Origin of the sequence: Streptomyces sp. NBC_01283 (assembly GCF_041435335.1) — a bacterium.
GTDB lineage: Bacteria > Actinomycetota > Actinomycetes > Streptomycetales > Streptomycetaceae > Streptomyces.
This window is the reverse complement of the sequence record NZ_CP108430.1, coordinates 5,871,486-5,897,548: the sequence shown is the minus strand read 5'-3', so window position 1 is coordinate 5,897,548 and position 26,063 is coordinate 5,871,486. Positions and strand designations below refer to the sequence as shown.

At 71.2% G+C, this 26,063-nt stretch carries 21 protein-coding genes and 1 pseudogene; 12 read left to right on the top strand and 10 right to left on the bottom strand.

The features are described from left to right. Positions 1-2 precede the first annotated feature (2 nt). From iolD to iolC, 4 genes are read right to left on the bottom strand one after another with little or no spacing between them, the layout of a single operon-like run. Positions 3-1,880, bottom strand: coding sequence for a 3D-(3,5/4)-trihydroxycyclohexane-1,2-dione acylhydrolase (decyclizing) (gene iolD / locus OG302_RS26845; protein WP_371529106.1), 1,878 nt, complete (start codon positions 1,878-1,880; stop codon positions 3-5). A 16-nt stretch (positions 1,881-1,896) separates the two neighbouring features. Beyond that, complete coding sequence (iolB, locus tag OG302_RS26840; protein WP_371529105.1) at positions 1,897-2,712, bottom strand: 5-deoxy-glucuronate isomerase; 816 nt, start codon at positions 2,710-2,712, stop codon at positions 1,897-1,899. 9 nt (positions 2,713-2,721) lie between these two features. Then, positions 2,722-3,603, bottom strand: a complete 882-nt coding sequence (locus OG302_RS26835) for a deoxyribose-phosphate aldolase (protein WP_371529104.1) — start codon at positions 3,601-3,603, stop codon at positions 2,722-2,724. Further along, positions 3,596-4,531 carry a 5-dehydro-2-deoxygluconokinase gene (iolC, locus tag OG302_RS26830; RefSeq protein WP_371750243.1) on the bottom strand — a complete coding sequence of 312 codons (936 nt, stop codon included), beginning with the start codon at positions 4,529-4,531 and terminating at the stop codon, positions 3,596-3,598. Before iolC ends, OG302_RS26835 begins: the two co-directional genes overlap by 8 nt. Positions 4,532-4,712: 181 nt before the next feature. Between iolC and OG302_RS26825 the strand changes: the two genes are divergently transcribed. From OG302_RS26825 to OG302_RS26805, 5 genes are all read left to right on the top strand, one after another. Beyond that, positions 4,713-5,612 (top strand): sugar phosphate isomerase/epimerase family protein, encoded by a 900-nt coding sequence (locus OG302_RS26825; protein WP_371529103.1) that lies wholly within the window; start codon positions 4,713-4,715, stop codon positions 5,610-5,612. Positions 5,613-5,726: 114 nt separating this feature from the next. Next, positions 5,727-6,044, top strand: coding sequence for a helix-turn-helix domain-containing protein (locus tag OG302_RS26820; protein WP_371529102.1), 318 nt, complete (start codon positions 5,727-5,729; stop codon positions 6,042-6,044). A gap of 325 nt (positions 6,045-6,369) precedes the next feature. After that, on the top strand, positions 6,370-6,567 hold the full coding sequence (locus OG302_RS26815; RefSeq protein ID WP_361836104.1) for a MarR family transcriptional regulator: 198 nt from the start codon (positions 6,370-6,372) through the stop codon (positions 6,565-6,567). Between the two features lie 170 nt (positions 6,568-6,737). Then, positions 6,738-7,058 (top strand): heavy-metal-associated domain-containing protein, encoded by a 321-nt coding sequence (locus tag OG302_RS26810; protein ID WP_371529101.1) that lies wholly within the window; start codon positions 6,738-6,740, stop codon positions 7,056-7,058. Positions 7,059-7,140: 82 nt separating this feature from the next. After that, on the top strand, positions 7,141-9,378 hold the full coding sequence (locus OG302_RS26805; protein WP_371529100.1) for a heavy metal translocating P-type ATPase: 2,238 nt from the start codon (positions 7,141-7,143) through the stop codon (positions 9,376-9,378). 429 nt (positions 9,379-9,807) lie between these two features. Here OG302_RS26805 and OG302_RS26800 read toward each other — a convergent pair whose 3' ends face one another. Both OG302_RS26800 and OG302_RS26795 read right to left on the bottom strand, forming a co-directional pair. Beyond that, positions 9,808-11,154: a citrate synthase gene (locus tag OG302_RS26800; RefSeq protein ID WP_249589823.1), complete on the bottom strand. Its 1,347-nt coding sequence runs from the start codon at positions 11,152-11,154 to the stop codon at positions 9,808-9,810. Between the two features lie 125 nt (positions 11,155-11,279). Continuing rightward, the gene (locus OG302_RS26795) at positions 11,280-13,604 is read right to left on the bottom strand and encodes an ATP-dependent RecD-like DNA helicase (protein ID WP_371529099.1); all 2,325 of its coding nucleotides are present in this window, start codon (positions 13,602-13,604) and stop codon (positions 11,280-11,282) included. Positions 13,605-13,918: 314 nt separating this feature from the next. Here OG302_RS26795 and OG302_RS26790 point away from each other — a divergent pair, with 314 nt between their 5' ends. Continuing rightward, positions 13,919-14,443 carry a DUF937 domain-containing protein gene (locus OG302_RS26790; protein ID WP_371529098.1) on the top strand — a complete coding sequence of 175 codons (525 nt, stop codon included), beginning with the start codon at positions 13,919-13,921 and terminating at the stop codon, positions 14,441-14,443. 356 nt (positions 14,444-14,799) lie between these two features. On the opposite strand, the gene OG302_RS26785 is transcribed toward OG302_RS26790, so the two are convergent. The 3 genes from OG302_RS26785 to OG302_RS26775 are packed head-to-tail and all read right to left on the bottom strand — an operon-like array spanning position 14,800 to position 17,950. Continuing rightward, positions 14,800-15,597 carry a sugar phosphate isomerase/epimerase family protein gene (locus OG302_RS26785; RefSeq protein WP_371750242.1) on the bottom strand — a complete coding sequence of 266 codons (798 nt, stop codon included), beginning with the start codon at positions 15,595-15,597 and terminating at the stop codon, positions 14,800-14,802. A gap of 32 nt (positions 15,598-15,629) precedes the next feature. Then, on the bottom strand, positions 15,630-16,787 hold the full coding sequence (locus tag OG302_RS26780) for a dihydrodipicolinate synthase family protein (protein ID WP_371529097.1): 1,158 nt from the start codon (positions 16,785-16,787) through the stop codon (positions 15,630-15,632). Next, complete coding sequence (locus OG302_RS26775; protein WP_371529096.1) at positions 16,784-17,950, bottom strand: Gfo/Idh/MocA family protein; 1,167 nt, start codon at positions 17,948-17,950, stop codon at positions 16,784-16,786. Before OG302_RS26775 ends, OG302_RS26780 begins: the two co-directional genes overlap by 4 nt. A 121-nt stretch (positions 17,951-18,071) precedes the next feature. Between OG302_RS26775 and OG302_RS26770 the strand changes: the two genes are divergently transcribed. From OG302_RS26770 to OG302_RS26760, 3 genes and pseudogenes are all read left to right on the top strand, one after another. Further along, on the top strand, positions 18,072-19,154 hold the full coding sequence (locus OG302_RS26770; protein ID WP_371529095.1) for a LacI family DNA-binding transcriptional regulator: 1,083 nt from the start codon (positions 18,072-18,074) through the stop codon (positions 19,152-19,154). A 150-nt stretch (positions 19,155-19,304) separates the two neighbouring features. Continuing rightward, a complete protein-coding gene (locus OG302_RS26765; RefSeq protein ID WP_371529094.1) occupies positions 19,305-20,255 on the top strand; it encodes a GNAT family N-acetyltransferase in 951 nt (316 codons plus the stop codon). Continuing rightward, positions 20,252-20,971, top strand: a pseudogene (locus OG302_RS26760) (sugar phosphate isomerase/epimerase family protein); the annotation flags it as partial. The gene OG302_RS26765 and the pseudogene OG302_RS26760, both read left to right, overlap by 4 nt. On the opposite strand, the gene OG302_RS26755 reads toward OG302_RS26760, so the two are convergent. Continuing rightward, complete coding sequence (locus OG302_RS26755) at positions 20,922-21,920, bottom strand: EamA family transporter (RefSeq protein WP_371529093.1); 999 nt, start codon at positions 21,918-21,920, stop codon at positions 20,922-20,924. The pseudogene OG302_RS26760 and the gene OG302_RS26755 overlap by 50 nt on opposite strands. Positions 21,921-22,044: 124 nt before the next feature. Here OG302_RS26755 and OG302_RS26750 point away from each other — a divergent pair, with 124 nt between their 5' ends. From OG302_RS26750 to OG302_RS26740, 3 genes are all read left to right on the top strand, one after another. Then, on the top strand, positions 22,045-23,028 hold the full coding sequence (locus OG302_RS26750) for a LysR family transcriptional regulator (protein ID WP_371529092.1): 984 nt from the start codon (positions 22,045-22,047) through the stop codon (positions 23,026-23,028). Between the two features lie 337 nt (positions 23,029-23,365). Next, positions 23,366-25,204 (top strand): glycoside hydrolase family 3 protein, encoded by a 1,839-nt coding sequence (locus tag OG302_RS26745; RefSeq protein WP_371529091.1) that lies wholly within the window; start codon positions 23,366-23,368, stop codon positions 25,202-25,204. Between the two features lie 113 nt (positions 25,205-25,317). Further along, the gene (locus OG302_RS26740; protein WP_371529090.1) at positions 25,318-25,980 is read left to right on the top strand and encodes a hypothetical protein; all 663 of its coding nucleotides are present in this window, start codon (positions 25,318-25,320) and stop codon (positions 25,978-25,980) included. Positions 25,981-26,063: the final 83 nt, after the last annotated feature.

Sequence of the window (26,063 nt, the reverse complement as noted above, 5' to 3'; positions counted from 1 at the left end):
TCTCACAGGTGGCGGCGTCGGGCTGAGACGTGCCGGTCGTACTCTTTCCTGGCCTCGACCGCCGACGGTCGGTCCGCGGTCTCGGCCACGGGCACATCCCACCACGCCTGCGCCGGGGGCGGGGGCGACACTGTGTCTGCCGTTTCCGTCTCCACGTAGACACATGTGGGACCGTCGGCCGCCCGCGCCTCCGCAAGGGCATCCCGCAGGTCAGCCACTGTTTTGGCGCGAATCACACGCATCCCGAGCGAGGCCGCGTTGGCCGCGAGATCCACGGGCAGCGGGGCCCCGGTGTACGTCCCGTCCGGCGCCCGGAAGCGGTAGGCGGTGCCGAACCGCTCGCCGCCCACGGACTCGGAGAGCCCGCCGATGGACGCGTACCCGTGGTTCTGCAGGATCACGACCTTGACCGGAATGTTCTCCTGGACGGCCGTCACGATCTCGGTGGGCATCATCAGATACGTCCCGTCGCCCACCAGCGCCCAGACCGGCCGGCCCGGTGCCGCGAGGGCCACCCCGATCGAGGCGGGGATCTCGTATCCCATGCAGGAGTAGCCGTACTCGACGTGGTACTGCCGGGGCGAGCGCGTCCTCCACAGCTTGTGGAGATCTCCGGGAAGAGACCCGGCGGCATTGATGAGCACGTCCTCGTCCGTCACCAACGCGTCCAGCAGACCGAGGACTTGGAGCTGGGTGGGCCGTACGTCCGGTTCGTCCGTCGCGTACGCAGCGTCGACCCGCTGCTCCCAGCGCACCTTGTCCTCGGTGTACTCGGCGACGTACGCGGGCGGCACGCGCCACCCCTCCAGGGCGCCGGTCAGACCCTCGAGACCGGCGCGCGCGTCCGCGATCAGGGGCGTACCCGCCATCTTGTGGCCGTCGAACGCGGTGACGTTGAGGTTCAGGAAGCGGACGCCGGGCTCGGTGAAGAGCGTGCCGGACGCGGTGGTGAAGTCGCTGTAGCGGGTGCCGACGCCGATCACCAGGTCGGCGGTGCGGGCCAGCTCGTCGGCGGTGGCCGTGCCCGTGTGCCCGATGCCGCCGACGTCCGCCGGGTGGTCGAACCGCAGGGACCCCTTGCCCGCCTGGGTGGAGGCGACGGGGATGCCGGTCGCGTCCGCGAGGTCCCGCAGCGCCTCCTCGGCCGCGCTGTGGTGGACCCCGCCGCCCGCGACGATCAGCGGGCGCCGCGCCTCGCGCACGGCCCGCGCGGCGGCGGCCAGTTCACGCGGATCGGGCGCCTGACGGCGTACGCCCCACACCCTCTCCGCGAAGAACTCCTCCGGCCAGTCGTACGCCTCCGCCTGCACGTCCTGCGGCAGCGCGAGCGTGACGGCTCCGGTGGCGGCCGGGTCGGTGAGCACGCGCATCGCGGCGAGCGCGGCCGGGATGAGGGCCTCGGGGCGGGTCACGCGGTCGAAGTACTTCGACACCGGGCGCAGGCAGTCGTTGACCGACACGTCGCCCGCGTAGGGGACTTCGAGCTGCTGGAGCACCGGGTCGGCGGGGCGGGTCGCGAAGGTGTCGCCGGGCAGCAGGAGCACCGGGAGGTGGTTGATGGTCGCGAGCGCGGCGCCCGTGACGAGGTTGGTGGCGCCGGGGCCGATGGAGGTGGTGACGGCGTGCGTGGACAGGCGGCCGGACTGTCGGGCGTACCCGACGGCGGCGTGCACCATGGCCTGTTCGTTGCGGCCCTGGTGGAAGGGCATCTCGTCGCCGTACTCGACGAGGGCCTGGCCGATGCCCGCCACGTTGCCGTGCCCGAAGATTCCCCAGGTCGCGCCGATCAGCCGCTGCCGCTCGCCGTCGCGCTCGGTGTGCTGCCGGGCGAGGAAGCGGACGAGGGCCTGCGCGGTGGTCAGCCTGATCGTCGAGGTCATCGATTTCCCTCCGCCGTCATCGGTATCCCTCCGTGTGATCGGGGTGGAAGCAGATCCGCCACTCCCGCTCCTCCCCGGGACCGGCCATCACATTCAGGTAGTACATGCTGTGCCCCGGCTGGGCGATCGAGGGCCCGTGCCAGCCGTCGGGGACGAGCACGGCGTCCCCCGTCCGGACCTCGGCGAGGACGTCGGTGCCGCCGGGGCGCGAGGGGAAGACCCGCTGGTATCCGAAGCCGTCCTGCCCTCCCTGGCCGGGCTCGATCTCGAAGTAGTAGATCTCTTCGAGCTCGGCCTCGATGCCGGGGCGGTGCTCGTCGTGCTTGTGCGGCGGGTACGAGGACCAGTTGCCGCCGGGCGTGATCACCTCGACGGCGATGAGCCGGTCGCAGTCGAAGGCGTCGGCGGACGCGAAGTTGCGGACCTCGCGGGCGCAGGTGCCGCTGCCGCGGTGCTCGACGGAAACCTCCGGCGCGGAGCCGTAGCGGGCGGGGAGTCGACGCTCGCACTTCGCTCCTGCCAGGGCGAAGCGGCCTCCCGCGCCGGAGGCGATCTGGATCTGGGCGTCACGAGGCACGTAGGCGAAGTCGCTCACTCCGCTGAACACGCTCTGCCGGCCCAGCAGTTCAATGATCTCGCCTTCCACGTGCACCGTACAGCCGCCGGTCAGGGGCAGCACGATCCATTCACTCTCCCCGGTGGCGAAGGAGTGTGTGGTGCCGGGTTCGATGTCGACCACGCGCAGCGCGGAATAGACCAGACCTGACTGCTTCGGGTCGAGTTCGAGGGCATAGGGGCCTTCGGCCGCGCTGCCCCTCGGTACGTACGTCATGTGGCCCTCCTACAGCAGTCCGACGGCGGTGTCGACGGCGCCCGCCACATCACCGTCGGCCGGGTAGAGCAGCGTGCGCCCGGCGACGAGGCCGTGCACGGTGGGCAGTTGGAGCGCCCCGCGCCACTTCTCGTACGCGGCATCACTGTCGTCACCGAGGTCACCTCCGAGGAGGACGGCGGGCAGGGTCGAGGTCTCCATGACGCGCGCCATGTCATCCGGATTCTCCGTCACGGGGACCTTCAGCCAGGTGTACGCCGACGTCCCGGCGAGCCCCGACGCGATCGCGATGGACGTGGTGACGGCCTCGGCGCTCAGGTCGTTGCGCGGCGGCCCGCCGTCGGGGGCGCGGCGGCAGAGGAACGGCTCGACGAAGACGGGCAGTTTCCGGGCGGCCATGGCGTCGACGGCGCGGGCGCTGGAGTACAGGGTGGCCAGGGAGCCGGGATCGTCGTGGTCGACCCGCAGCAGAAGCTTCCCGGCGTCGAAACCGAGCCGGTCGATGTCCTCGGCCCGGTATCCCGTGAACCGGTCGTCCAGCTCGAAGGAGGCCCCCGCGAGCCCACCGCGGTTCATCGACCCCATGACGACCTTGCCGTCGAGGGCGCCGAGCAGCAGGAGGTCCTCAAGGATGTCGGCGGTGGCGAGCACGCCGTCCACGCGAGGCCGCGAGAGCGCCACGCAGAGCCGTTCGAGCAGGTCCCCGCGGTTGGCCATGGCCAGCCTGTCCCCGCCGACGGAGAGCGCGCCCCGCGCGGGATGGTCGGCGGCGATGATCATCAGCCGTCCGCTGTCGCCGAGGAGCGGGCGCCGGGCGCGCCGGGCGGCGGCTTCGGCGATGGCCTCGGGGTGCCGGGCCCGGGTCCTGACGAGTTCGGCGAGGTCAATCACGGGTCACGGCTCCCGCGACGAGCGCCGCGTCGACCTCGTCCGGGAACGGCATCGCGGACGAGCATTCGAGCCGGGAGGCGACGATCGCCCCCGCTGCGTTGGCGTACCGCATGATCCGCTCCAACTCCCAGCCGGAGAGCAGTCCGTGGCACAGCGCCCCGCCGAAGGCGTCCCCGGCCCCGAGGCCGTTGAGCACCGTCACGGGCAGCGGCGGCACCTCGGCGCGCTCGCCCGCACGGTTCATCGCGAGGACCCCCTTGGGGCCCTGTTTGACCACGGCGAGTTCGACGCCGGAGTCCAGCAACGCGCGGGCGGCGGCCTCCGGTTCCCGTACGCCCGTAGCGATCTCGACCTCGTCGATGTTGCCGACCGCGACCGTGGCCTGGGCGAGCGCCTGGGCGTAGAAGCCCCGCGCCTCGTCCGCCCGTTCCCAGAACATCGGCCGCCAGTCGAGGTCGAAGACGGTGAGCCCCGCCTTCGCCCGCCGGCGCAGTGCGGCCAGCGTCGCCGACCTGCTGGGCTCGGCGCAGAGCCCCGTACCCGTCATCCAGAACACCCGTGCGGACGTGATGGCGTCGAGGTCGAGCTCCTTCTCGTACATCTCCAGGTCGGGCGCCTTGGGCTGCCGGTAGAAGTAGAGCGGGAAGTCGTCCGGCGGGAAGACCTCGCAGAAGGTCACCGGGGTAGGCAGGCCCGGGACCCCGCTCACCCACCGGTCGTCGACGCCGAACTGCCGCAGCTCTCGGTGCAGATAGTCCCCGAAGGGGTCCTCTCCGGTGCGCGTGACGACGGCGACCCGGCGGCCGAGCCGGGACGCGGCGACGGCGACGTTCGACGCCGAGCCGCCCAGGAACTTGCCGAAGGCGCTGACGTCGGCGAGAGCCACCCCGGCCTGCAGGGGGTACAGATCCACCCCGATCCGGCCCATCGTGATCACGTCGTACGGATCGCTGGCGTCGTTCGGATCGGTCACCCTGTACTCCTCCTCGGCATCGCCCCCTTGAGCCCTCCCCTAGGTCTATGCCGCACCACGAACCCTGTCAACACATTGTCCTTACATTCGGACCACTCCTTGACACCGTTCCGAGGCGCCCTGAAAGCTGGCGGACATGACGACGCTGTCACGCATCCGGATCGGCTCGGCACCCGACTCGTGGGGGGTGTGGTTCCCCGAGGATCCGGGCCAGGTCCCCTGGAGCCGCTTCCTCGACGAGGTGGCGGACTCCGGATACGAGTGGATCGAGCTCGGCCCGTACGGCTATCTGCCGAGCGATCCGGCCGTCCTGACCGCCGAGACCCAGCGGCGCGGCCTGAAGGTGTCGGCCGGGACGGTCTTCACGGGCCTGCACCACGGCCCCGCCGTCTGGGACAAGACCTGGGCCCACGTGTCCGACATCGCCGCGCTCACCCAGGCGATGGGCGCCGAGCACCTCGTCGTCATCCCCTCCTTCTGGCGGGACGACAAGACCGGCGAGGTCCTGGAGGACCGCACGCTCACCCCGGAGCAGTGGCGTCAGCTCACGCGCCAGACCGAGCGCCTGGCGCACGAGGTGCGCGAGCGGTACGGCCTGCGCGTGGTCGTCCACCCTCATGCCGACACGCACATCGACGACGAGCAGAACGTCACCCGCTTCCTGGACGCGACCGACTCCGGCCTCGTCTCGCTCTGCCTGGACACGGGCCATTACGCCTACTGCGGCGGCGACAACGTCAAGCTGATCGAGACGTACGGCGAGCGCATCGGCTATCTGCACCTCAAGCAGGTCGACCCGGCCGTCCTGGCCGAAGTGCGGGCCCAGGAGATGCCGTTCGGGCCCGCCGTGGCCCGGGGCGTGATGTGCGAGCCGCCGACCGGGGTGCCCGCCATCGAGCCGGTCCTCGCGGCGGCCCAGAAGCTGGGCGTCGACCTGTTCGCCATCGTCGAGCAGGACATGTACCCGTGCCCGCCGGACAAGCCGCTGCCCATCGCCCGCCGCACCCGCTCGTATCTGCGCTCCTGCGGCGCCTAGCGCGCTGGACGGCTGGGAGATCCCGCTCACGTCGCCACACCCCCGACGGCGGCCGGGGCCATCAGCTACCGCGGGTTCCGGTTCGCGCTCGGCCGACCGTGGCGCAGGCTGGAGGTGCCGATCGGCGCGGTGACGCCGGTGCTCGGCGAGCACGACGGCGACCTCGCGGGCATCGAGATGCTGCTCGCCCCGTGGGCCGCCTTCGCCCTCCAGCGGGCGCGGCGGATGCTGGCGGCGGGGCGCATCCAGACGGAGACGGCAGCGGCCTGCGGGTTCTACGACCAGGCTCATCCGAGCGGCGAGTTCAGGGCCATGACGGGCTGCACGCCGCGCGAGTTCGCCGCGGTCCGGCGCACGCTCCGGGGCCCCGGCTGCGACCCGCCCTCGTCCGACCGGCTCGCGGACGAGCCGACGAGCCTGATCCAGGCCTGACACCGCCGACGGCCGACCGCCGACGCAGACGACCGCTCTCCCCGCCCGGCCCCTGCCCCGCGCCCCGCGCCCCGCGTCCCGTGCGCCCGGTTCGCGCCGTGGTCATGCGCCGCCTGAATGCATCACAAGCGTCACAAACAACCTCCTCCTGTCACACATGTCCCGTATACGCGGGTCTTGCGTCACAGGGAGTCGACAGCCGCCCCCCTGCGCTCACTCCGCGTCGTTCACCGGGCACAGGCTGAGTGATCGCCAGCGCCGCGCCGCAGCTCCCCCGACGGCTCCCCCGAGCCGCCCCTGTGGCGCCCGCAGGGAGGTGCCATCGATGACCGACCGAAAGCTCTGGTCGTACAAGGAGATCGCCGCACACATCCGGGTGCAGCCCGACACCGTGCGCTCCTACCGCAAGCACGGTCTGCTCCCCGACCCCGACCACGTGGAGTCGGGCAAGCCCTACTGGTACGCGGACACCATCCGCGCCTGGGTGGCCGCGAGGCCGAGCAACCGCGGGCGCAGGGACTGACCGCCCCGGTGGGGCACCACCCTCGACCCCCTCCCCTCGTTGAGGTGTACCCCCTAGGGGTATAGAGTGGTGAGTGTCAGGAGGGCTCCGGGAACACCGGGGCCACTCCTGCACATTACGACGCATAACTAGGCACGCACACACGCCGCACCCTCATCGAGGAGAACGACATGAGCGCCCAGACCGAGCTCCCGCAGGCAGAGACGACCGGCTCCTGCTGCTCCCCCAGCGGTTCCTGCCACTCCGACGGCACCGCCGCGACGCCGCAGGGTGCCGTGACGACCGTGTACGAGGTGACCGGCATGACCTGTGGTCACTGCGAGGGTGCCGTCTCCGGTGAGATCTCGGAGATCGCCGGCGTCAGCTCCGTCAAGGCGGTGGCGGCCACCGGCCTGGTGACCGTGGTCTCCGAGGCCCCGCTGGACGAGGCAGCGGTCCGCGCCGCCGTCGACGAGGCGGGCTACGAGCTCGCCGGTGTCAGCAAGGCCTGACCTGGCCCCTGCCGGGTACCCCGGGCCCTGTGACACCGTCACAGGGCCCGCAGCCGCTTCACCCAAGACGCATGAAAGAGCCATGAACGAAGTCGAACTCGCCGTCGGCGGAATGACCTGCGCCTCCTGCTCCGCCCGCATCGAGAAGAAGCTGAACCGCGTGGAGGGCGTGACCGCGTCGGTCAATCTCGCCACGGAGAAGGCGAAGGTCTCGTACGCGGAAGGGGTCGAGGTCGCGCAGCTGATCGCGACGGTCGAGAAGCTGGGCTACAGCGCCCAGGAGATCGTCCCCGAGCCTCCCGAGCAGGAGGCGCCGGTCACCACCGCCGACATCACCGAGCCGGACACCCTGCGCCAACGGCTGATCGTCTCGGCGCTGCTCTCGCTGCCGGTCGTCCTCCTTGCGATGATTCCCGCGCTGCAGTTCGACAACTGGCAGTGGCTCTCGCTCACCCTGGCCGCGCCGGTCGTCGTCTGGGGCGGATACCCCTTCCACAGGGCGGCGTTCACGAACCTGCGGCACGGCGCCGCGACCATGGACACCCTGGTGTCGGTGGGCACGCTCGCCGCGTTCGGCTGGTCCCTGTGGGCGCTCTTCCTCGGGGACGCGGGGATGCCGGGGATGCGGCACGGCTTCACGTTCACCGTCTCGCGCGCCGACGCCGCGTCGACGATCTATCTCGAAGTCGCCGCGGGCGTCATCACGTTCATCCTGCTCGGCCGCTGGCTGGAGGCCCGCTCGAAGCGGAGGGCAGGCGCGGCCCTGCGCACCCTGCTCGAACTGGGCGCCAAGGACGCGGCCGTGCTGCGGGACGGCGCGGAGGTCCGCATACCGGTCGCGCGTCTGGTGGTCGGCGACCGGTTCGTCGTACGTCCCGGGGAGACCGTCGCGACCGACGGCACCGTCGTCGACGGGGCGTCCGCGGTCGACGTCTCGATGCTGACCGGCGAGTCCGTGCCGGTGGACGTGGCCGCGGGCGACGCGGTGACCGGGGCGACCACGAACCTCTCGGGGCGCCTCCTCGTCGAGGCCACGCGGGTCGGCTCCGACACCCAACTGGCCAGGATGGCGAAGCTCGTCGAGGACGCGCAGACCGGCAAGGCCCGGGTGCAGCGCCTCGCCGACCGGATCGCCGCGGTCTTCGTGCCGGTGGTCCTGATGATCGCCACCGCCACGCTCGGCGGCTGGCTCGGGGCGACCGGCGACGTGACCGCCGCCTTCACCGCGGCCGTCGCCGTCCTGATCATCGCCTGCCCGTGCGCCCTCGGCCTCGCGACCCCGACCGCCCTGATGGTCGGCACGGGGCGCGGCGCGCAGCTCGGCATCCTCATCAAGGGCCCCGAAGTCCTCGAGTCCACGCGGCGGGTGGACACCGTCGTCCTGGACAAGACCGGGACGGTGACCACGGGGCGGATGACGCTGCGGGAGGTGCACGCCGCCGGGGAGACCGAGGAGAAGCAGCTGCTGCGCCTCGCGGGGGCCCTGGAGCACGCCTCCGAGCATCCCGTGGCGCGGGCCGTCGCGGCGGGCGCCGCCGCGGAGTTGGGGCTCTCGGTGGGCGCGCTGCCCGCCGTGGAGGGGTTCCGGAACGTGGCGGGGTCGGGCGTGCGCGGCACGGTGGAAGGGCACGTGGTGCTCGCGGGCCGTGAGCGGCTGCTCGCGGACGCGGGGGTCGAGGGGCTCGCCTCGCTTGCCGCGCTCAGGTCCGAGGCCGAGACGGCGGGACGCACGGCCGTCCTGGTCGCCTGGGACGGCGTGGCACGCGGCGTCATCGCCGTCGCCGACACCGTGAAGGACACCAGCGCCGAAGCGGTGCGCGAGCTGCGCGCCCTGGGCCTGACACCGGTGCTGCTCACCGGGGACAACCGGGCCGTGGCCGACGCCGTGGCGAAGTCCGTCGGCATCGGGGCGGACGCGGTGTTCGCGGAGGTCCTGCCCGAGGAGAAGGTCGATGTGGTGCGGCGGCTGCGCGACGAGGGCAAGGTCGTCGCGATGGTCGGGGACGGGGTCAACGACGCGGCGGCGCTCGCCACCGCGGATCTGGGCCTCGCGATGGGCACGGGCACGGACGCGGCCATCGAGGCGAGTGACCTGACGCTGGTGCGCGGGGACTTGCGCGGGGCCGCCGACGCCATCAGGCTCTCCCGCAAGACCCTCGCCACGATCAAGGGCAATCTCTTCTGGGCCTTCGGCTACAACGTGGCCGCACTGCCGCTCGCCGCGGCCGGGCTCCTGAATCCGATGATCGCCGGGGCCGCGATGGCATTTTCTTCGGTCTTTGTGGTCAGCAATAGCCTCCGTCTCAGAAACTTCACATAAGCTCTTCACATCTTGGTCGCAGCATTCTCACGCATGAGTCTCGATCGGCATATCGGACCTCTTGCATACGTACAGGACATATGCAGGAGACGCAGATCACAGGGATCTCAACGTAACCATCGAGGGGGCTCGTGAGTCTAAGAGGACGATGCCAGAGACGTCTTGGGGGACGTCTCTAGACATCGGGGACATCTTGGGGGATGTTCCTAGGAATGCGTTGGCCGGGACACGTGCACCGGAGAGCTTTGAGCGGCCCTCCCGATACGTACGCGTCCCGGCAGATCGCAGGAAGACTGGCGCGCTGCCACCACAGACGCCCGGCCGGATCCCGTGGGGGGAATCCGCACCGGGAAACAGGAAAGCGCCCCGACCGTCGACCCGTGGGGGGATCGGCGGCGGGGCGCTTTTCGCTTGGCGCTCCGGTGAAGGTCAGCGACCCTCGACCGGGACGAAGTCCCGGAGAACCTCGCCCGTGTAGATCTGGCGCGGGCGCCCGATGCGGGATCCCGGCTCCTTGATCATCTCGTGCCACTGCGCGATCCAGCCCGGCAGCCGGCCCAGCGCGAACAGCACGGTGAACATCTCGGTCGGGAAGCCCATCGCGCGGTAGATGAGGCCCGTGTAGAAGTCCACGTTCGGGTAGAGCTTGCGCTCGACGAAGTAGTCGTCGGCCAGCGCGTGCTCCTCCAGCTTGAGCGCGATGTCCAGGAGCTCGTCGTCCTTGCCGAGAGCCGACAGGACGTCGTGCGCGGCAGCCTTGATGATCTTCGCCCGGGGGTCGAAGTTCTTGTAGACGCGGTGCCCGAAGCCCATGAGCTTCACGCCGTCTTCCTTGTTCTTCACCTTGCGGATGAAGTTGTCGACGTCGCCGCCGTCCTGCTTGATGCCCTCGAGCATCTCCAGGACGGACTGGTTGGCGCCACCGTGCAGCGGGCCCCAGAGGGCCGAGATGCCGGCGGAGATCGAGGCGAACATGTTCGCCTGCGACGAGCCCACCAGACGCACGGTGGAGGTCGAACAGTTCTGCTCGTGGTCCGCGTGCAGGATCAGGAGCTTGTCCAGCGCGGACACGACGACCGGGTCGAGGTCGTACTCGGCGGCCGGCACCGAGAAGGTCATGCGCAGGAAGTTCTCGACATAGCCGAGGTCGTTGCGCGGGTAGACGACCGGGTGGCCCACGGACTTCTTGTAGGCGTATGCCGCGATCGTCGGAAGCTTGGCGAGCAGGCGGATCGTCGAGAGGTCGCGCTGCTCCTCGTCGAACGGGTTGTGACTGTCCTGGTAGAACGTCGACAGCGCGCTGACCACGGACGACAGCATCGCCATCGGGTGGGCGTCACGCGGGAAGCCGTCGTAGAACCGCTTGACGTCCTCGTGCAGCAGGGTGTGCTGCGTGATCTCGTTCTTGAAGCTGGCGAGCTCGTCGACCTTCGGCAGTTCGCCGTTGATCAGCAGGTACGCCACCTCGGTGAAGGTGGAGCGCTCGGCCAGCTGCTCGATCGGATAGCCGCGGTACCGGAGGATCCCCTGCTCACCGTCGAGATAGGTGATGGCGGATTTATAGGCGGCGGTATTGCCATAGCCGCTGTCCAGGGTCACCAGACCGGTCTGGGCGCGGAGCTTCCCGATGTCGAAGCCCTTGTCGCCGACGGTCGAATCGATCACCGGGTAGGTGTACTCGCCATCGCCGTACCGCAGTACTACAGAGTTGTCGCTCACGTCATCCCTCACCGACGTTGTGCCTCTTCTTCGAGGTGCCCTGACTGTCTCTACCATCCCCCATTTGGCCCTGGAGAGTGCACTCGGGGTCGACCATTGGGCCTATTGGCGGCACTGAGTGCCGCCAACCTTCTCATCCTGCCCCTCTTCGCCCCGGTTGCGGAAGTGCTCTGTGACCTTTCCTACTCGTTTGATCGATCAAAATTTCGGGAGGCGGATCCGGGGGTGGCTCCGGGCGTGGATCCCGGAGCGGATCCACGGCCTCCGGCGAGCCGGAAATCCAGGGCCGTACAGCGTCTGCCCGCGGAGACCGTGCGCACCGCTTGCCCCAGAGCCTTGCGCGAACCGACCAGGACCACCAGCTTCTTGGCGCGCGTGACCGCCGTGTAGAGCAGGTTCCGCTGCAGCATCATCCATGCCCCCGTGGTCACGGGGATCACCACCGCGGGATACTCGCTGCCCTGGGAGCGGTGGATGGTGACGGCGTAGGCGTGCGCCAGTTCGTCCAGTTCGTCGAAGTCGTACGGAATCTCCTCGTCCTCGTCCGTCAGGACCGTGAGCCGCTGCTCGTCGGAGTCGAGCGAGGTGACTACTCCGACGGTGCCATTGAAGACGCCGTTCTGCCCCTTCTCGTAGTTGTTGCGGATCTGGGTGACCTTGTCGCCGACGCGGAACACCCGGCCGCCGAAGCGCTTCTCCGGTACGTCGGGCCTGCTGGGGGTGATGGCCTGCTGGAGCAGGCCGTTCAGGTTCCCCGCGCCCGCAGGGCCGCGGTGCATGGGCGCGAGCACCTGGACGTCGCGGCGCGGGTCGAGGCCGAACTTCGCCGGGATGCGGCGCGCGGCCACGTCCACCGTGACCCGGCCCGCGTCCTCGGTCTCGTCCTCCACGAAGAGGAAGAAGTCGGAGAGGCCCTGGGTGATGGGCGGCACCCCCGAGTTGATGCGGTGGGCGTTCGTGACGACGCCGGACTGCTTGGCCTGGCGGAAGATGTGGGTGAGCCGGACCGCGGGGATGGGGCTCTGCTCGCTGAGCATGTCCCGCAGGACCTCGCCGGCGCCGACGCTCGGCAGCTGGTCCACGTCTCCGACGAACAGGAGGTGGGCGCCGGGGGCGACGGCTTTCACCAGCTTGTTCGCCAGGAGCAGGTCCAGCATGGACGCCTCGTCGACCACGACGAGGTCCGCGTCGAGCGGACGGTCCTTGTCGTACGCGGCGTCCCCGCCCGGCTTGAGCTCCAGGAGGCGGTGGACGGTGGAGGCCTCCGTCCCGGTGAGCTCGGCGAGGCGTTTGGCGGCCCGGCCCGTGGGGGCCGCGAGGACGACCTTGGCCTTCTTGGCGCGGGCCAGCTCCACGATGGACCGGACCGTGAAGGACTTGCCGCAGCCGGGGCCTCCGGTGAGGACGGCCGCCTTCTGCGTCAGCGCGAGCCTGACCGCCTCCTCCTGGCCGGGGGCGAGGTCGGCGCCGGTGCGGGCGGCCAGCCAGGAGAGGGCCTTGTCCCAGGCCACGTCCTGGAAGGCCGGCATGCGGTCCTCGGGGGTCCGCAGGAGGCGCAGGAGCTGGGCGGAGAGGGAGAGCTCCGCGCGGTGGAAGGGGATGAGGTAGACGGCGGTGACGGACTCTTCGCCGCCGGGGCCCGGGACCGTCTCGCGTACGACGCCTTCCTCTTCGGTGGCCAGCTCCGCCAGGCAGTCGATCACCAGGCCCGTGTCGACCTGGAGCAGCTTCACCGCGTCCGCGATGAGGCGGTCCTCGGGGAGGTAGCAGTTGCCCTGATCGGTGGACTGGGACAGTGCGTACTGGAGGCCTGCCTTGACCCGTTCGGGGCTGTCGTGCGGGATGCCGACGGACTGGGCGATGCGGTCCGCGGTGAGGAAGCCGATGCCCCAGACGTCGGCCGCGAGGCGGTAGGGCTCGTTCTTCACTATGGAGATGGAGGCGTCCGCGTACTTCTTGTAGATGCGAACGGCGATGGAGGTGGAGACGCCCACGCCCTGGAGGAAGACCATGACCTCCTTGATGGCCTTCTGCTCCTCCCAGGCCGCGGCGATCATCTTGGTGCGCTTGGGGCCGAGGCCCGGGACCTCGACGAGGCGCTTGGGCTCCTTCTCGATGATGTCGAGGGTGTCCACGCCGAAGTGGGTGGTGATGCGGTCGGCCATGACGGGGCCGATGCCCTTGATGAGGCCCGAGCCCAGATAGCGGCGGATGCCCTGGATGGTGGCGGGGAGGATGGTCGTGTAGTTCTCCACCGTGAACTGCTTGCCGTACTGCGCGTGGGAGCCCCAGCGGCCCTCCATGCGCAGGGACTCGCCTGCCTGGGCGCCCAGCAGCGCGCCGACGACGGTGAGGAGGTCGCCGCTGCCGCGGCCCGTGTCCACGCGGGCGACCGTGTACCCGTTCTCCTCGTTGGCGTACGTGATCCGTTCCAGGACCCCCTCGACCACGGCGGTGCCCGCCGCCGCTTTTGCCGTTGAGGCCGCTGCTTTTGCTGGACTCGACATGAGCCGACGCTATCGCTCGGCGCTGACAGTGCGGGAAGCCTGTGGATAACTCGATGAGGGGATGAGGGCTGTGACTTGGGCGGTGCGTGCTGTGGCTCGGGCTCGGGCGGTGACAGCTTCGAAGGGGCCCGGTCTTTCGACCGGGCCCCTTCGGGTCTCCCCTCCCCTGTCGGCCCTCCGGCGATCCCCCCAGATCCCCCCCCACGGAAGTCCCGACGCACAGTACGACCCGCGTCGGGCGGGAAGGGTTGCACGGGCAAGGCCACTAGTTTTTCGGGGTGCCGACGAAGTCGGGCAGAAGTAGCTTTTAACGCATGAGCCAAGAATCTCCCGAAACCTCGCCCGGAAGCGGAACCTCTCTGGAGAAGGACGTCCTCGACGAACTCGGCGACGACAAACTTCAGGAGATCGCGGGGCTCCTCGGTACGGATGCCGCGGGGGCGCAGGACGTGGTGGGCACCACGGTGAGCGCGCTCTCGGGGAACCTGCAGGAGAAGGCGGAGGATCCCGCGGAGGCCGAGGAGGTCGAGCAGGCTTTCGCCGAGGCGACGCCTCCGCGGGGGATCGCCGGGTTCGGGGGGTTCGGGGGGCTCGCGGCGGGCGGGATGCTGTCGGGGGTGCTGGCGAAGATGAGCAGGCCCGTGGCCAACGCGGTCGCGAAGAAGACGGGGCTGCCCGCGGCGACGGTGACCCGCGTGATCGAACTCCTGATCCCGGTGCTTCTGACGGTCCTGACGAAGCGCGCCCGGACGTCCCCGAAGCCGGGAGCGACGGGGACGCCGGCCGGCGGCGGCATCGGAGACCTCCTGAACCAGATCCTGGGCGGCAAGAAGAGGTAGCCCTCCGGGGGGCTGGGCTGGGCGGGGCTGTTCGTCTTGGGGTGCGTGCGTCGCCGGCTGCGGGTGTGCGTGCGTGGCTGCGGGGCCTACCGGTGGTGGGGACGGGGCCTCGCCGGTATGTCCGTCCTCGCTATCGTCCGGTGGCCGCCGGGCTGCTTCGGCACCGGAGTGCCGCGAACCGTGCTCCGGGCGGACATACCGCCACGTCCCCTCGCGAGCGTCGCCGACTGCGGCCCATCGTTGGCTGATCGATGGCACTGCCGGGCAATCGGGTGGGTGGGAAAGGCTTGTTCGTTCAGGGAGTGGGTGCGGGGTGCCCCGCCCTGCCGGGGGCCCGCCCCGGCAGGGGGTGGGGGTCAGCAGGCGTGGCTGACGTAGGCGGTGGTTGTTGCTTTTAGGAGGTCCTTGCCTGGGTGGGACCACAGGGTTTCGTTGAAGAGTTCCACCTCGATGGGGCCCCCGTAGCCCGCCTCCTCCACCAGCGCCCGCCAGGAGCGCAGGTCGACCGAGCCCTCGCCGAGCTGGCCGCGGCCGTTCAGGACGCCTTCGGGCAACGGCGTGACCCAGTCGGCCAGTTGGAACGCGTGGAGACGGCCCGCCCGCCCCGCGCGGGCGATCTGCGCGGGCGCCCGGTCGTCCCACCACACGTGGTACGTGTCCACGCAGACCCCGACCTCCGCGGCGGGAAACAGCTCCGCCAGGTCGAGGGCCTGGGCCAGCGTGGAGACCACGCAGCGGTCCGACGCGAACATGGGGTGGAGGGGCTCGATGGCAAGGCGGATGCCCCGCGAGGCGGCGTAGGGGGCGAGTTCACCGAGCGCGTCGGCGATACGGGCGCGCGCCCCGTGCAGGTCCTTGCTGCCGGCGGGCAGCCCGCCGGAGACCAGCACCAGCGTGTCCGTGCCGAGGGTCGCCGCCTCGTCGATCGCCGCCCTGTTGTCGTCGACGGCCGCCACGCGCGCGTGCGGCTCGATCGCCGTGAGGAAGCCACCACGGCAGAGCGTCGTGACGGACAGGCCCGCGTCGCGCACCAGTTTGGCGGTCTCCTCCAGGCCGTAGGCCTGTACCGGCTCCCGCCAGAGGCCCACCCCGGGGACCCCCAGGTCCGTGCACGCGGAGACAAGCTCCGGCAACGACAGCTGCTTGACCGTCATCTGGTTGATGGAGAACCGCGCCAAGGCCTCGCTCACTGCTGGACTCCGTACGTGGTGAGAAGGGACTTCATGCGGGACTCGGCCAGGAGCGGGTCCGGGAAGAGGCCCAGGGCGTCCGCCAGTTCGTAGGCGTGCACCAGGTGCGGCAGCGAACGTGCCGACTGGAGGCCGCCCACCATCGTGAAGTGGCTCTGGTGGCCCGCCAGCCACGCCAGGAACACGACTCCTGTCTTGTAGAAGCGTGTGGGCGGTTGGAACAGATGGCGGGACAGTTCGACCGTGGGGTCCAGGCAGGCGCGGAACCCCTTCACGTCACCGGTGTCGAGAAGGCGTACCGCCTGTGCCGCCAAGGGGGCCAAGGGGTCGAAGATCCCCAGCAGGGCATGGCTGAAGCCCTGTTCGTCGCCCGCGATCAGCTCGGGGTAGTTGAAGTCGTCCCCCGTGTAGCAGCGCACGCCGTCCGGGAGGCGGCGGCGCAGCGCGATCTCGCGCCCCGGGTCTAGGAGGGAGATCTTGATGCCGTCGACCTTGTCGGGGTGCCCGGCGATGACCTCCAGGAAGGTGTCGGTCGCCGCGTCCAGGTCCTCGCTGCCCCAGTAGCCGGTGAGCGCCGGGTCGAACATCGGGCCGAGCCAGTGCAGGATCACCGGCTCGCTCGCCTGCCGCAGAAGGTGGCCGTACGTCTCCAGATAGTCGTCCGGTGACGTCGCCGCCGCCGCGAGGGCCCGGGACGCCATCAGGATCACCTGGGCGCCGGTCGACTCGACAAGCGCGAGCTGCTCCTCGTAGGCGGCGCGGACCGCCGGCAGGTCCGCGGGTCCTGTCAGCTGGTCCGTGCCCACGCCGCAGGCGATCGCACCGTCCACCGACTTCGCCTCGGCGGCGGACCGCGTGATCAGTTCCGCCGCGCCCTTCCAGTCGAGGCCCATCCCCCGCTGCGCGGTGTCCATCGCCTCGGCGACCCCCAGGCCCTGCGCCCACAGATGGCGGCGGAAGGCGAGGGTCGCGTCCCAGTCGACGGCCGCCGGGGAGTCCGGGGACACGTCGGCGCGGGGGTCCGCCACCACGTGTGCCGCCGAGAAGACCGTGCGGGAGGTGAGGGCGGAGCCTCCGGCCGCCGCCTCCACGGGCGCCGGGCGGGGTTCGTACGCGTACGTGGTGCCGTCCACGCGCGGCAGCAGCAGCGTCACTGGGTGATCTCCGGGACCTCGATGCGGCGGCCCTCGGCGGAGGACTTCAGACCCAGTTCGGCGAGCTGCACGCCGCGCGCGCCCGCGTGCAGGTCCCAGTGGTAGGGCGCGTCCGCGTACACGTGCCTCAGGAACAGCTCCCACTGTGCCTTGAAGCCGTTGTCGAACTCCTGGTTGTCGGGGACCTCCTGCCACTGGTCACGGAAGGAGTGGGTGGCGGGCAGGTCCGGGTTCCAGACCGGCTTGGGGGTGTTGCTCCGGTGCTGTACGCGGCAGTTGCGCAGGCCGGCCACCGCCGAGCCCTCCGTGCCGTCCACCTGGAACTCGACGAGCTCGTCGCGGTTCACGCGGACCGTCCAGGAGGAGTTGATCTGCGCGATCGCACCGCCTTCGAGCTCGAAGATGCCGTACGCGGCGTCGTCCGCCGTGGCGTCGTAGGGCTTGTTCTGCTCGTCCCAGCGCTGCGGCACATGCGTCGCGGCCAGCGCCTGGACGCTGCGGACGCGGCCGAACAGCTCGTGCAGGACGTACTCCCAGTGCGGGAACATGTCGACGACGATGCCGCCGCCGTCCTCCGAGCGGTAGTTCCAGGAGGGGCGCTGGGCGCTCTGCCAGTCGCCCTCGAAGACCCAGTAGCCGAACTCGCCCCGGACGGACAGGATCTTGCCGAAGAAGCCGCCGTCGATGAGGCGCTTCAGCTTCAGCAGGCCCGGCAGAAAGAGCTTGTCCTGGACCACGCCGTGCTTGATGCCGGCCGACTGGGCAAGACGGGCCAGTTCGAGGGCTCCCGCGAGGCCGGTCGCGGACGGCTTCTCCGTGTAGATGTGCTTGCCCGCGGCGATGGCCCGTTTGATGGCTTCCTCGCGCGCGGACGTGACCTGCGCGTCGAAGTAGATGTCGACGGCGGGGTCGGCGAGGACCGCGTCCAGGTTCGTCGAGACGTCCTTCCCGGGGTCAAGTCCGTGGCGCTCCGCGATCTCCCGCAGTGCGTGCTCTCTGCGGCCCACCAGGACCGGCTCCGGCCACAGCACCGTGCCCTCCGCGTCGCCCAGGGGGAGACCGCCCTGCTCGCGCAGGGCGAGCAGGGAGCGGACGAGGTGCTGGCGGTAGCCCATCCGTCCCGTCACGCCGTTCATGGCGATGCGCACCGTCTTGCGAGTCACAGGGGTCCCTCCGTACGCAGGTAAGCGCATAGCAAGCGCTTTCTATCCAAGAAGAAGCTAGCCTGCCGCACAAGGTTCGGACAAGGGCTTCGGACCAGAGCCGTGACCGGAGGACGACGAGATGACCGTGACCCTGGCGGACGTGGCGGCCCGCGCCCAGGTCTCCCCCGCTACCGTCTCCCGCGTGCTGAACGGCAACTACCCGGTGGCCGCTGCCACCCGGGAGCGTGTCCTTCGGGCCGTGAACGACCTCGACTACGTCCTCAACGGGCCCGCGAGTTCGCTCGCCGCGGCCACCTCCGACCTGGTCGGCATTCTCGTGAACGACATCGCCGACCCGTTCTTCGGGATCATGGCGGGCGCCGTCCAGTCCGAGATCGGCGGGCCCGGCGGGCGCGCCGGGGGCGAGCGGATGGCCGTGGTCTGCAACACGGGGGGCTCCCCGGAGCGCGAGCTGACGTATCTGACCCTGCTCCAGCGGCAGCGCGCCGCCGCCGTCGTGCTGACCGGCGGCGCCCTGGAGGACCCCGCCCACGCCGCCGCGATGTCCGCGAAGCTGGCACGCCTCGCGGACGCGGGCACCCGGATCGTGCTCTGCGGACGGCCGCCCCTTGAGGACTCGGACGCGGCGGTGGCCACCCTCACCTTCGACAACCGCAACGGCGGGCGGCGGCTCACGGAGCACCTGCTGACGCTGGGGCACCGCAGGATCGGGTACGTGGCGGGACCGCTGGAGCGGACGACCACCCGGCACCGGCTCGAAGGCCACCGTGACGCGCTCGCGGCGTCCACGACCGGCGCCGGGGGCAACGGGAACGCCGGGAACACCGACCAGGACGAGCTGACCGTCCACGGCCCCTACACCCGCCGGTCCGGCTACGAGGCCACCCTCGAACTCCTGCGCCGCGCACCGGACTTGACAGCGATCGTGGCCGCCAACGACACGGTCGCCCTGGGCGCGTCCGCCGCCCTGCGCGAGCGCGGCCTGCGCATCCCCGAGGACATCTCGGTGGCCGGCTTCGACGACCTGCCGTTCTCGGTGGACGCCGTCCCCGCCCTGACGACCGTGCGCCTGCCCCTGCACGAGGCGGGCGCCCGCGCGGGCCGCCTCGCCACGGGCGCGGAGGAGGCACCGCCCGGCGGCGTGGCGACGATCGCCGCGGAGCTGATGGTGCGGGGGTCCACGGCGCCGCCGTGTCGGTGAGCCCTCGATGTCGTTGGCATCGCCGGACGAAGGAGGCTGGCGTCGGCCGGGAAAAATCCTCCCCAGCAATCCATGGCGGGCAGCGGTGACGCGGGCGTACCCTTGACTCAGTCAAGGGTAAACCGGCCCGACGCTCCGGAGTGATTCCCTGTGCCGCACGCCACCGATACGCCCATCCATGAGATCCGTGCGTTCAACCGCTTCTACACGAACCTCATCGGCGCCCTCGACTACAGCCGCCAGCTGTACGTCCCGTACACCCTCACCGAGGCCCGCGTCCTCTACGAGCTCAACCACGCCAGTCATCTCGACGCGGCCGATCTGCGCGGTGAACTCTGCCTGGATGCCGGGTACTTGAGCCGTCTTCTCGGCAAGCTGGAGAAAGCCGGGATCGTCGTGCGGGCGCCCTCCGAGCGCGACCCGAGGCGCCAGCGCATCACGCTCACCGCGCGGGGGCGCGAGACCGCCGGGCTGCTGGACGAGCGGTCCAGCGAGGCCGTCGGCTCGCTGCTCTCGAACGTCCCGGCCGCCGAGCGGCCCCGCCTCGCGGAGGCGATGCGCACCGTGCGGGAGATCCTGAGCGGCGGCGGGAGCGGGGCGGTTCCTTCGCGCTGCGTCCTGCGCGAGCCGGCCCCGGGCGACCTCGGGTGGATCGTGCAGCGCAACGCCGCCCTGTACGCGGCCGAGTTCGGGTTCAACACCGACTACGAGGGACTTGTCGCCCGGATCGTCGCCGACTTCGCGGAGGATCACGACCCGCACCTGGAGCGGGTGTGGATCGCCGAGCTCGACGGGCGGCCCGCGGGCTGCGTGATGTGCGTGCGCGACGACGCGCCGGGGACCGCCCGGCTGCGGCTCCTGCTCGTCGAGCCGGACGCGCGCGGTCACGGAATAGGCGATCAACTCGTCGGCGCCTGCATCGAGTTCGCCCGCGGAGTGGGGTACCGCGAGATGGTCCTGTGGACCAACGACATCCTCGGCGCGGCCCGCACCATCTACCAGCGGCACGGATTCGTCCTCGTGGACGAGAAGCCGCACCGCTCCTTCGGCGTCGACCTGGTGGGACAGGACTGGCACCTGCACCTAGGGTCGGCGTCATGAAACTCGCCTTCTCCACCCTCGGCGTGCCCGGACTCCCCCTGGCCGACGTGCTGAGCCTGGCAACCACCCACGGCTATCAAGGCATCGAGCTGCGCGCGCACCCCGAGGAGCCGGTCCACCCGGGGATCGACCTCGCCGAACGGGCCGATGTGGCCGCCCAGTTCAAGGAAGCGGGCATCGAGATCCTCGGAATCTCCGGGTACGCGCGCGTGGCCGAACCGGGCGACGACGAACCGGTCCTCGAAGACATACGTTCCCTGCTCACCCTCGCCCGCGACCTGGGCGCCCCCTTCATCCGCGTCTTCCCCGGCGGCGGCACCGAGCAGAGCACGGAGGAGGCCGACGCGACGGCGGCCCGACGGCTCGGCACCGCGGCCGAACACGCCGCGGACTTCGGCGTACGCATCCTCCTGGAGACCCACGACTCGCACCGCACGGGCGCCGCAGCGACCCGCGTGCTCGGCGCGGTCGGCCACCGGCACGCGGGCGCCCTGTGGGACGTGATGCACACCTGGCTCGGCGGCGAGTCCCCCGCAGAGAGCCACGCGGCACTCTCCCCGTACCTCGGCTACGTCCAGGTGAAGGACATCGCGGGGGACGGTGACACGACGCCGCTGGGGCTCGGCGAGGGCGTCCTGCCGCTCGCCGAGGTAGTGGACGTGCTGCTCAGCGGGGAGCACCGGGACGGCTGGCTGTGCTGGGAGTACGAGAAGCGGTGGTACGAGGACGCGGCTCCGCTGCCCGAACTCCTCGGCCAGGGACGGGGCTTCCTGTCACGGCTCCTGAACCGCCCCGCCTGACCCCGCCCCGCCCGGCCCCGGCCAGGGACGCCAGGCCCACCCCGCCGACCAGGAGCGCCGCCGCGCACCACCCCAGGGCGCTCACCGACTCGCCCAGGACGAGACCGGCGGCGGACATCCCGAACACCGGGACCAGGAGCGAGAAGGGGGCGACGGTCGACGCGGGGTGGCGGCGCAGCAGATAGCCCCAGGCGCCGAAGCCGAAGACCGTCGTGATCCACGCGACGTAGACGATGATGCCCGCGCCCTGCCAGTCCAGGGAGCCCAGGGCGGCGCGGTCCGCCGCCGGGCCCTCGAAGAGCAGCGAGAGCCCGAGCAGCGGCAGGACCGGGACCGTGCTCACCCACACCATGAAGTTCAGCGCGTCGGGCGGGGACGCCTTGCGGGTCAGGACGTTCGACGCGCCCCAGCAGGCCGCGGCGCCGATCAGCAGCGCGAAGGCCGTGAGCGGCCCCGACTCGCCCTCGTCGACCGCCGCGACGGCGATGCCCGCGAGCGCGATGACCATGCCCAACAGGCGTACGCGGCCGGGCCGTTCACCGAGGGTCACGAAGGCGAAGAGCGCCGTGAACACCGCCTGGATCTGGAGGACCAGGGAGGACGTCCCGGCCGGCATCCCCGCGTCCATGCCGATGAACAGCAGCCCGAACTTGGCGACCCCCAGGACGAGCCCGACCCCCACGACCCACTTCCAGGCGACCTTCGGCGGCCCCACGAAGAAGACCGCGGGCAGCGCCGCCACCAGGAAGCGCAGGGCGGAGAAGAGCAGCGGCGGGAAGTGGTCGAGGCCCACCTCGATGACGACGAAATTGACGCCCCAGACGGCGGCGACGAGGACGGCCAGGAGGACATGTGCGGGTCGCATGCGTCGAGGATCACCCGCCCGGACCATGTAGGACCAGCGCGGATATCTGCATGATGGGATGAAGCAACGCTAACTGGTCGGGCGGCTGCCGAGAGGCACCGCCGACGAATGGGGAGGGCTTCCCGTGCTCGATCTCGCTCGGCTCCGCGCCCTGCACGCGGTCTCCGTGCACGGCACCGTCGGCGCCGCCGCCACCGCGCTCGGCTACACCCCGTCCGCCATTTCCCAGCAGATCGCCAAGCTGGAGCGCGAGACGCGCACCACCCTCCTCGAACGGCAGGGCAGGGGCGTGGCGCTCACCGAGGAAGCACGTCACCTGGCCTCCACCGCCCAGGAGTTGATGGCGATCGTGGAGCGCGCGGAGACCGAACTGGAGGAGCGGCGCGGGCTGCCCGCGGGGCGTCTGACCATCGCGGCGTTCGCCTCGGCGGCGCGCGGCCTGCTGCCCGGCGCCCTCGCGGATCTCGCCCACCGGCATCCCGCACTCGACGCCCGGATGTCGGAGATCGACCCGCATCTCTCCATCGACCTGGTGGCCAAGGGGGCGGTGGACATGGCGGTCGTGCACGACTGGGACATCGCACCGCTGCCCACGCCGCCCGGCGTCGAACAGGCCGTCATCGGCGACGACTACTGCGATCTCGTCGTGCCCGCGGGGCACTGGCTCGCGGGACGCGGTGCCGTGCGCCGCGAGGAGCTGAAGGGCGAGCGGTGGATCACGCAGCCGCCGGGGCTCGTCTGCCACGAGTGGCTGGTCCGCACCCTGCGGGAGGCGGGCTGCGAGCCGGACATCGCGCACACCGCGGAGGAGAACCCCACCCTGGTCGCGCTGGTCGCGGCGGGGCTCGGCATCGCGCTCATCCCCCGCCTGGGCCGCGGGCCGATCCCGGCCGGCGCGGTCACCGTGCGGCTCGATCCGCTGCCGGTGCGGCGGCTGTACGCGCTGTGGCGGGCCGGGGCGTCGCGGCGCCCCGCGATCGCCGAGACGGTACGGACCCTGCGGGGCCACTGGTCCGACGCGGCGCCGACGAAGCCGGACGCGGCACCCGCGACGCCCGATGACGCGACCGCGATACCCGCCGCGGCGCCCGCGATGCGGGCTTCCTGAAGCTCAGGATTCCCGTCCGCACCATTTCCTGAAATCGCCCTCCGACCGGGAACCCTGGCGGAGCAACCCTCGTCCAACCGGCGTGCTGCCAAGTGAGTCTCCGCGAGGCGGTGTCGGCATCGCTGCTGGCTGCGAACGCTGACCACCCTCTCTGCCGCCCGCGGCCGGCAGCATGCCGTCACCGGTGCGAACCCCTTCAACAGCGCCGGTGACGGCCCCTCTCCTCCACAGTGGACGCCACATCCCTTGACCGGCAGAAATCTTCGGGATATCCGTGACTTCCGGAAAGTTTCCTTCACCCGGCTCCGGCCCGGCTTCCGTCCCCGAAGGAGCGCACATGTCCCACCGCCCCGCCTCCAGACGCACCCTGCTCACCGCCACGGCCGTCGCGGCGACGGCCCTGGCCGCGCCCTCCGCAGCTCACGCGGCGGGCAGCGGCGACCGCGGTCGCGACCGGAAGCTGCGGGAGCTCATCTCCCGCATGAGCCTCCAGGAGAAGGTCGGCCAGCTCTTCGTGATGCACGTGTACGGCCACTCCGCCACCGAGCCCGACCAGGCGGACATCGACGCCAACGTCGAGGAGCTCGGCGTCCGCACCGCCGCGGAGGCGGTCGCCAAGTACCACCTCGGCGGCATCATCTACTTCGGCTGGGCGCACAACACCCGTGCCCCGCACCAGATCGCCGACCTCTCGAACGGCATCCAGCGCGCGGCCCTCACCCCCGAGCACCCGGAGCAGTCCCCCACCGCCCGCATCCCGCTCCTCATCTCCACCGACCAGGAGCACGGCGCCGTGGCCCGCGTCGGCATCCCCGCCACGCTCCTGCCCGGCGCGATGGCCCTGGGCGCCGCGGGCTCACGCTCCACCGCGCGCAAGGCGGCCCGCATCGCCGGTGCCGAACTCCGCGCGCTCGGCATCCGGCAGAACTACGCCCCGGTCGCCGACGTGAACGTCAATCCCGGCAACCCCGTCATCGGCGTACGGTCCTTCGGCTCGGACCCCGAAGCGGTGGCCGACCTGGTCGCCGCGCAGGTCAAGGGCTATCAGGGCACGGACATCGCGTCGACGTCCAAGCACTTCCCCGGGCACGGCGACACCAAGGACGACAGCCACTCCAAGCTGCCGTACATCCACCACACCCGTGAGCAGTGGGAGACCCTGGATGCCCCGCCGTTCCGTGCGGCGGTGGCCGCGGGCATCGACTCGATCATGACCGCGCACATCGTGGTCCCCGCCCTCGATCCGGCCGAGGACCCGGCGACGCTCTCCCACCCCATCCTCACCGGCATCCTGCGCGAGGAACTCGGCTACGACGGGGTCGTGGTGACGGACTCGCTCGGCATGCAGGGCGTCCGCACGAAGTACGGCGACGACCGCGTGCCGGTGCTCGCGCTGAAGGCGGGCGTCGACCAGCTCCTGAACCCGCCGAAGCCGGAGACCGCCTGGAACGCGGTGCTCCAGGCCGTGCGGGACGGCGAGTTGACGGAGGCGCGGCTCGACGAATCGATCCTGCGGATCCTGCGCCTCAAGGCGAAGCTCGACCTCTTCTCCGACCCGTACGTCACCTCGCGCGGTGTCGACCGGGCGGTCGGCACGCGCGCGCATCTCGCCGCCGCCGACCGGATCGCGGAGGAGACGACGACGCTGCTGCTCAACACGGACGGGCTGCTTCCGCTGTCGCGGCGGACGCACCGGGACGTGCTCGTCGTGGGCGCCGACCCGGCGTCGCCGTCGGGGACGACGGGTCCTCCGACGGCCGTCATGGGCCGCGAGCTGACGGACCTCGGCTTCACGCCGACGGTGCTGCCGACGGGCACGGCCCCCTCCGCCGCGAGGATCGCCGAAGCGGTTGCGGCGTCCGCGGGCAAGGCCGCGGTGCTCGTGGGCACGTACAACGTGGGGGCGGGCAGCGCCCAGATCGCCCTGGTGAAGGCGCTGGTGGCGACCGGAGTCCCCGTCGTCGCCCTCGCGATCCGCAATCCGTACGACGTGGCGTGGCTCCCGAGCGTGGGCGCGTCGCTCGCCGCGTACTGCTGGACGGACGTCGAACTGCGGGCCGCGGTACGGGTGATCGCGGGGCGCGCCGAGCCGCGGGGGAAGCTGCCCGTGCCGGTGCAGCGTGCGGATGATCCGGGGCAGGTGCTGTATCCGCTCGGGCACGGGCTGACGTACTGACCTGTACGCCGCGCCCCCGGCGTGCCACCGCCGGCTGACCCAAAGCACCCCACGCACCTGGCGTGCACCCGCTCCGGCGGGTCACGCTGGGTGCACATATCGGGGGGTTTGCCATGCGTGCCTTGCTTGGCAGGAACACGGCGTGGTCCGTGGTGGTGCGGGGGTTGCTCGTGCTGCTCGCGGTGACGCTGTGCGCCGCCGTGACCGGCTGCCAGAAGTCCTCGGATCCGGGGCCGGACGCGTCGGGCCGCCTGAAGGGCCGGCAGCCGACCTCGTCGGTGTCGTCCGGGTCCGGCGCCGTCTTCCTCGCGGTGGACGAGTGCGGTTCGCGGGGGCGCGAGAGCTTCACGGAGGTGTCGTGCACGAGCGAGCGGGCGACGGCCAGGGTCATCGCCCGTTACGACGGCAAGGTCTCGGATGGCCCTTCGTGCCCCGTCCGCACGGACTTCGTGCTCCACATCAGTGAGAACAGGCCCGCGGCGGACGAGGACGGCAACGGCGAGGTGCCGCGGGGCTACGCCTGCATGCGGAACCTGGAGGAGCCGCATCCCGGGGACCCCGGGGGCGGGGGCGGGCCCCGGACGGTGGTCGGGGACTGCGTCTACGCGGCGGGGCGGGGCGAGGTGCGGGAGACGGCCTGCGACGGGTCCGGGACGACGGCCCCCGAGTACCGGGTGACGGTGGCCGTCTCCGAGCGGTCCCTGTGCCCCGCCGCGACACAGCTCTACGTGTCGCTGGGGGGTGCGAAGCCGGTGGGGTGTGCGGTGCGGGTGTGAGCGGGTCCCTGACGCCGGACGGGCTGCGAGTCAGCCCGTCCGGCGTTTGAGGACGTACCCGGCGAAGCCGGTGACAGAGCGGG

Coding starts and splice junctions, on each gene's coding strand:
- OG302_RS26815 (WP_361836104.1), top strand. CDS start 6,370: ATGACCGACCGAAAGCTCTGGTCGTACAAGGAGATCGCCGCACACATC.
- OG302_RS26800 (WP_249589823.1), bottom strand. CDS start 11,154: ATGGTAGAGACAGTCAGGGCACCTCGAAGAAGAGGCACAACGTCGGTG.
- OG302_RS26790 (WP_371529098.1), top strand. CDS start 13,919: ATGAGCCAAGAATCTCCCGAAACCTCGCCCGGAAGCGGAACCTCTCTG.
- OG302_RS26825 (WP_371529103.1), top strand. CDS start 4,713: ATGACGACGCTGTCACGCATCCGGATCGGCTCGGCACCCGACTCGTGG.
- OG302_RS26740 (WP_371529090.1), top strand. CDS start 25,318: ATGCGTGCCTTGCTTGGCAGGAACACGGCGTGGTCCGTGGTGGTGCGG.
- OG302_RS26785 (WP_371750242.1), bottom strand. CDS start 15,597: ATGACGGTCAAGCAGCTGTCGTTGCCGGAGCTTGTCTCCGCGTGCACG.
- OG302_RS26805 (WP_371529100.1), top strand. CDS start 7,141: ATGAACGAAGTCGAACTCGCCGTCGGCGGAATGACCTGCGCCTCCTGC.
- OG302_RS26755 (WP_371529093.1), bottom strand. CDS start 21,920: ATGCGACCCGCACATGTCCTCCTGGCCGTCCTCGTCGCCGCCGTCTGG.
- OG302_RS26770 (WP_371529095.1), top strand. CDS start 18,072: ATGACCGTGACCCTGGCGGACGTGGCGGCCCGCGCCCAGGTCTCCCCC.
- OG302_RS26745 (WP_371529091.1), top strand. CDS start 23,366: ATGTCCCACCGCCCCGCCTCCAGACGCACCCTGCTCACCGCCACGGCC.
- OG302_RS26795 (WP_371529099.1), bottom strand. CDS start 13,604: ATGTCGAGTCCAGCAAAAGCAGCGGCCTCAACGGCAAAAGCGGCGGCG.
- iolD (WP_371529106.1), bottom strand. CDS start 1,880: ATGACCTCGACGATCAGGCTGACCACCGCGCAGGCCCTCGTCCGCTTC.
- iolC (WP_371750243.1), bottom strand. CDS start 4,531: ATGGGCCGGATCGGGGTGGATCTGTACCCCCTGCAGGCCGGGGTGGCT.
- iolB (WP_371529105.1), bottom strand. CDS start 2,712: ATGACGTACGTACCGAGGGGCAGCGCGGCCGAAGGCCCCTATGCCCTC.
- OG302_RS26810 (WP_371529101.1), top strand. CDS start 6,738: ATGAGCGCCCAGACCGAGCTCCCGCAGGCAGAGACGACCGGCTCCTGC.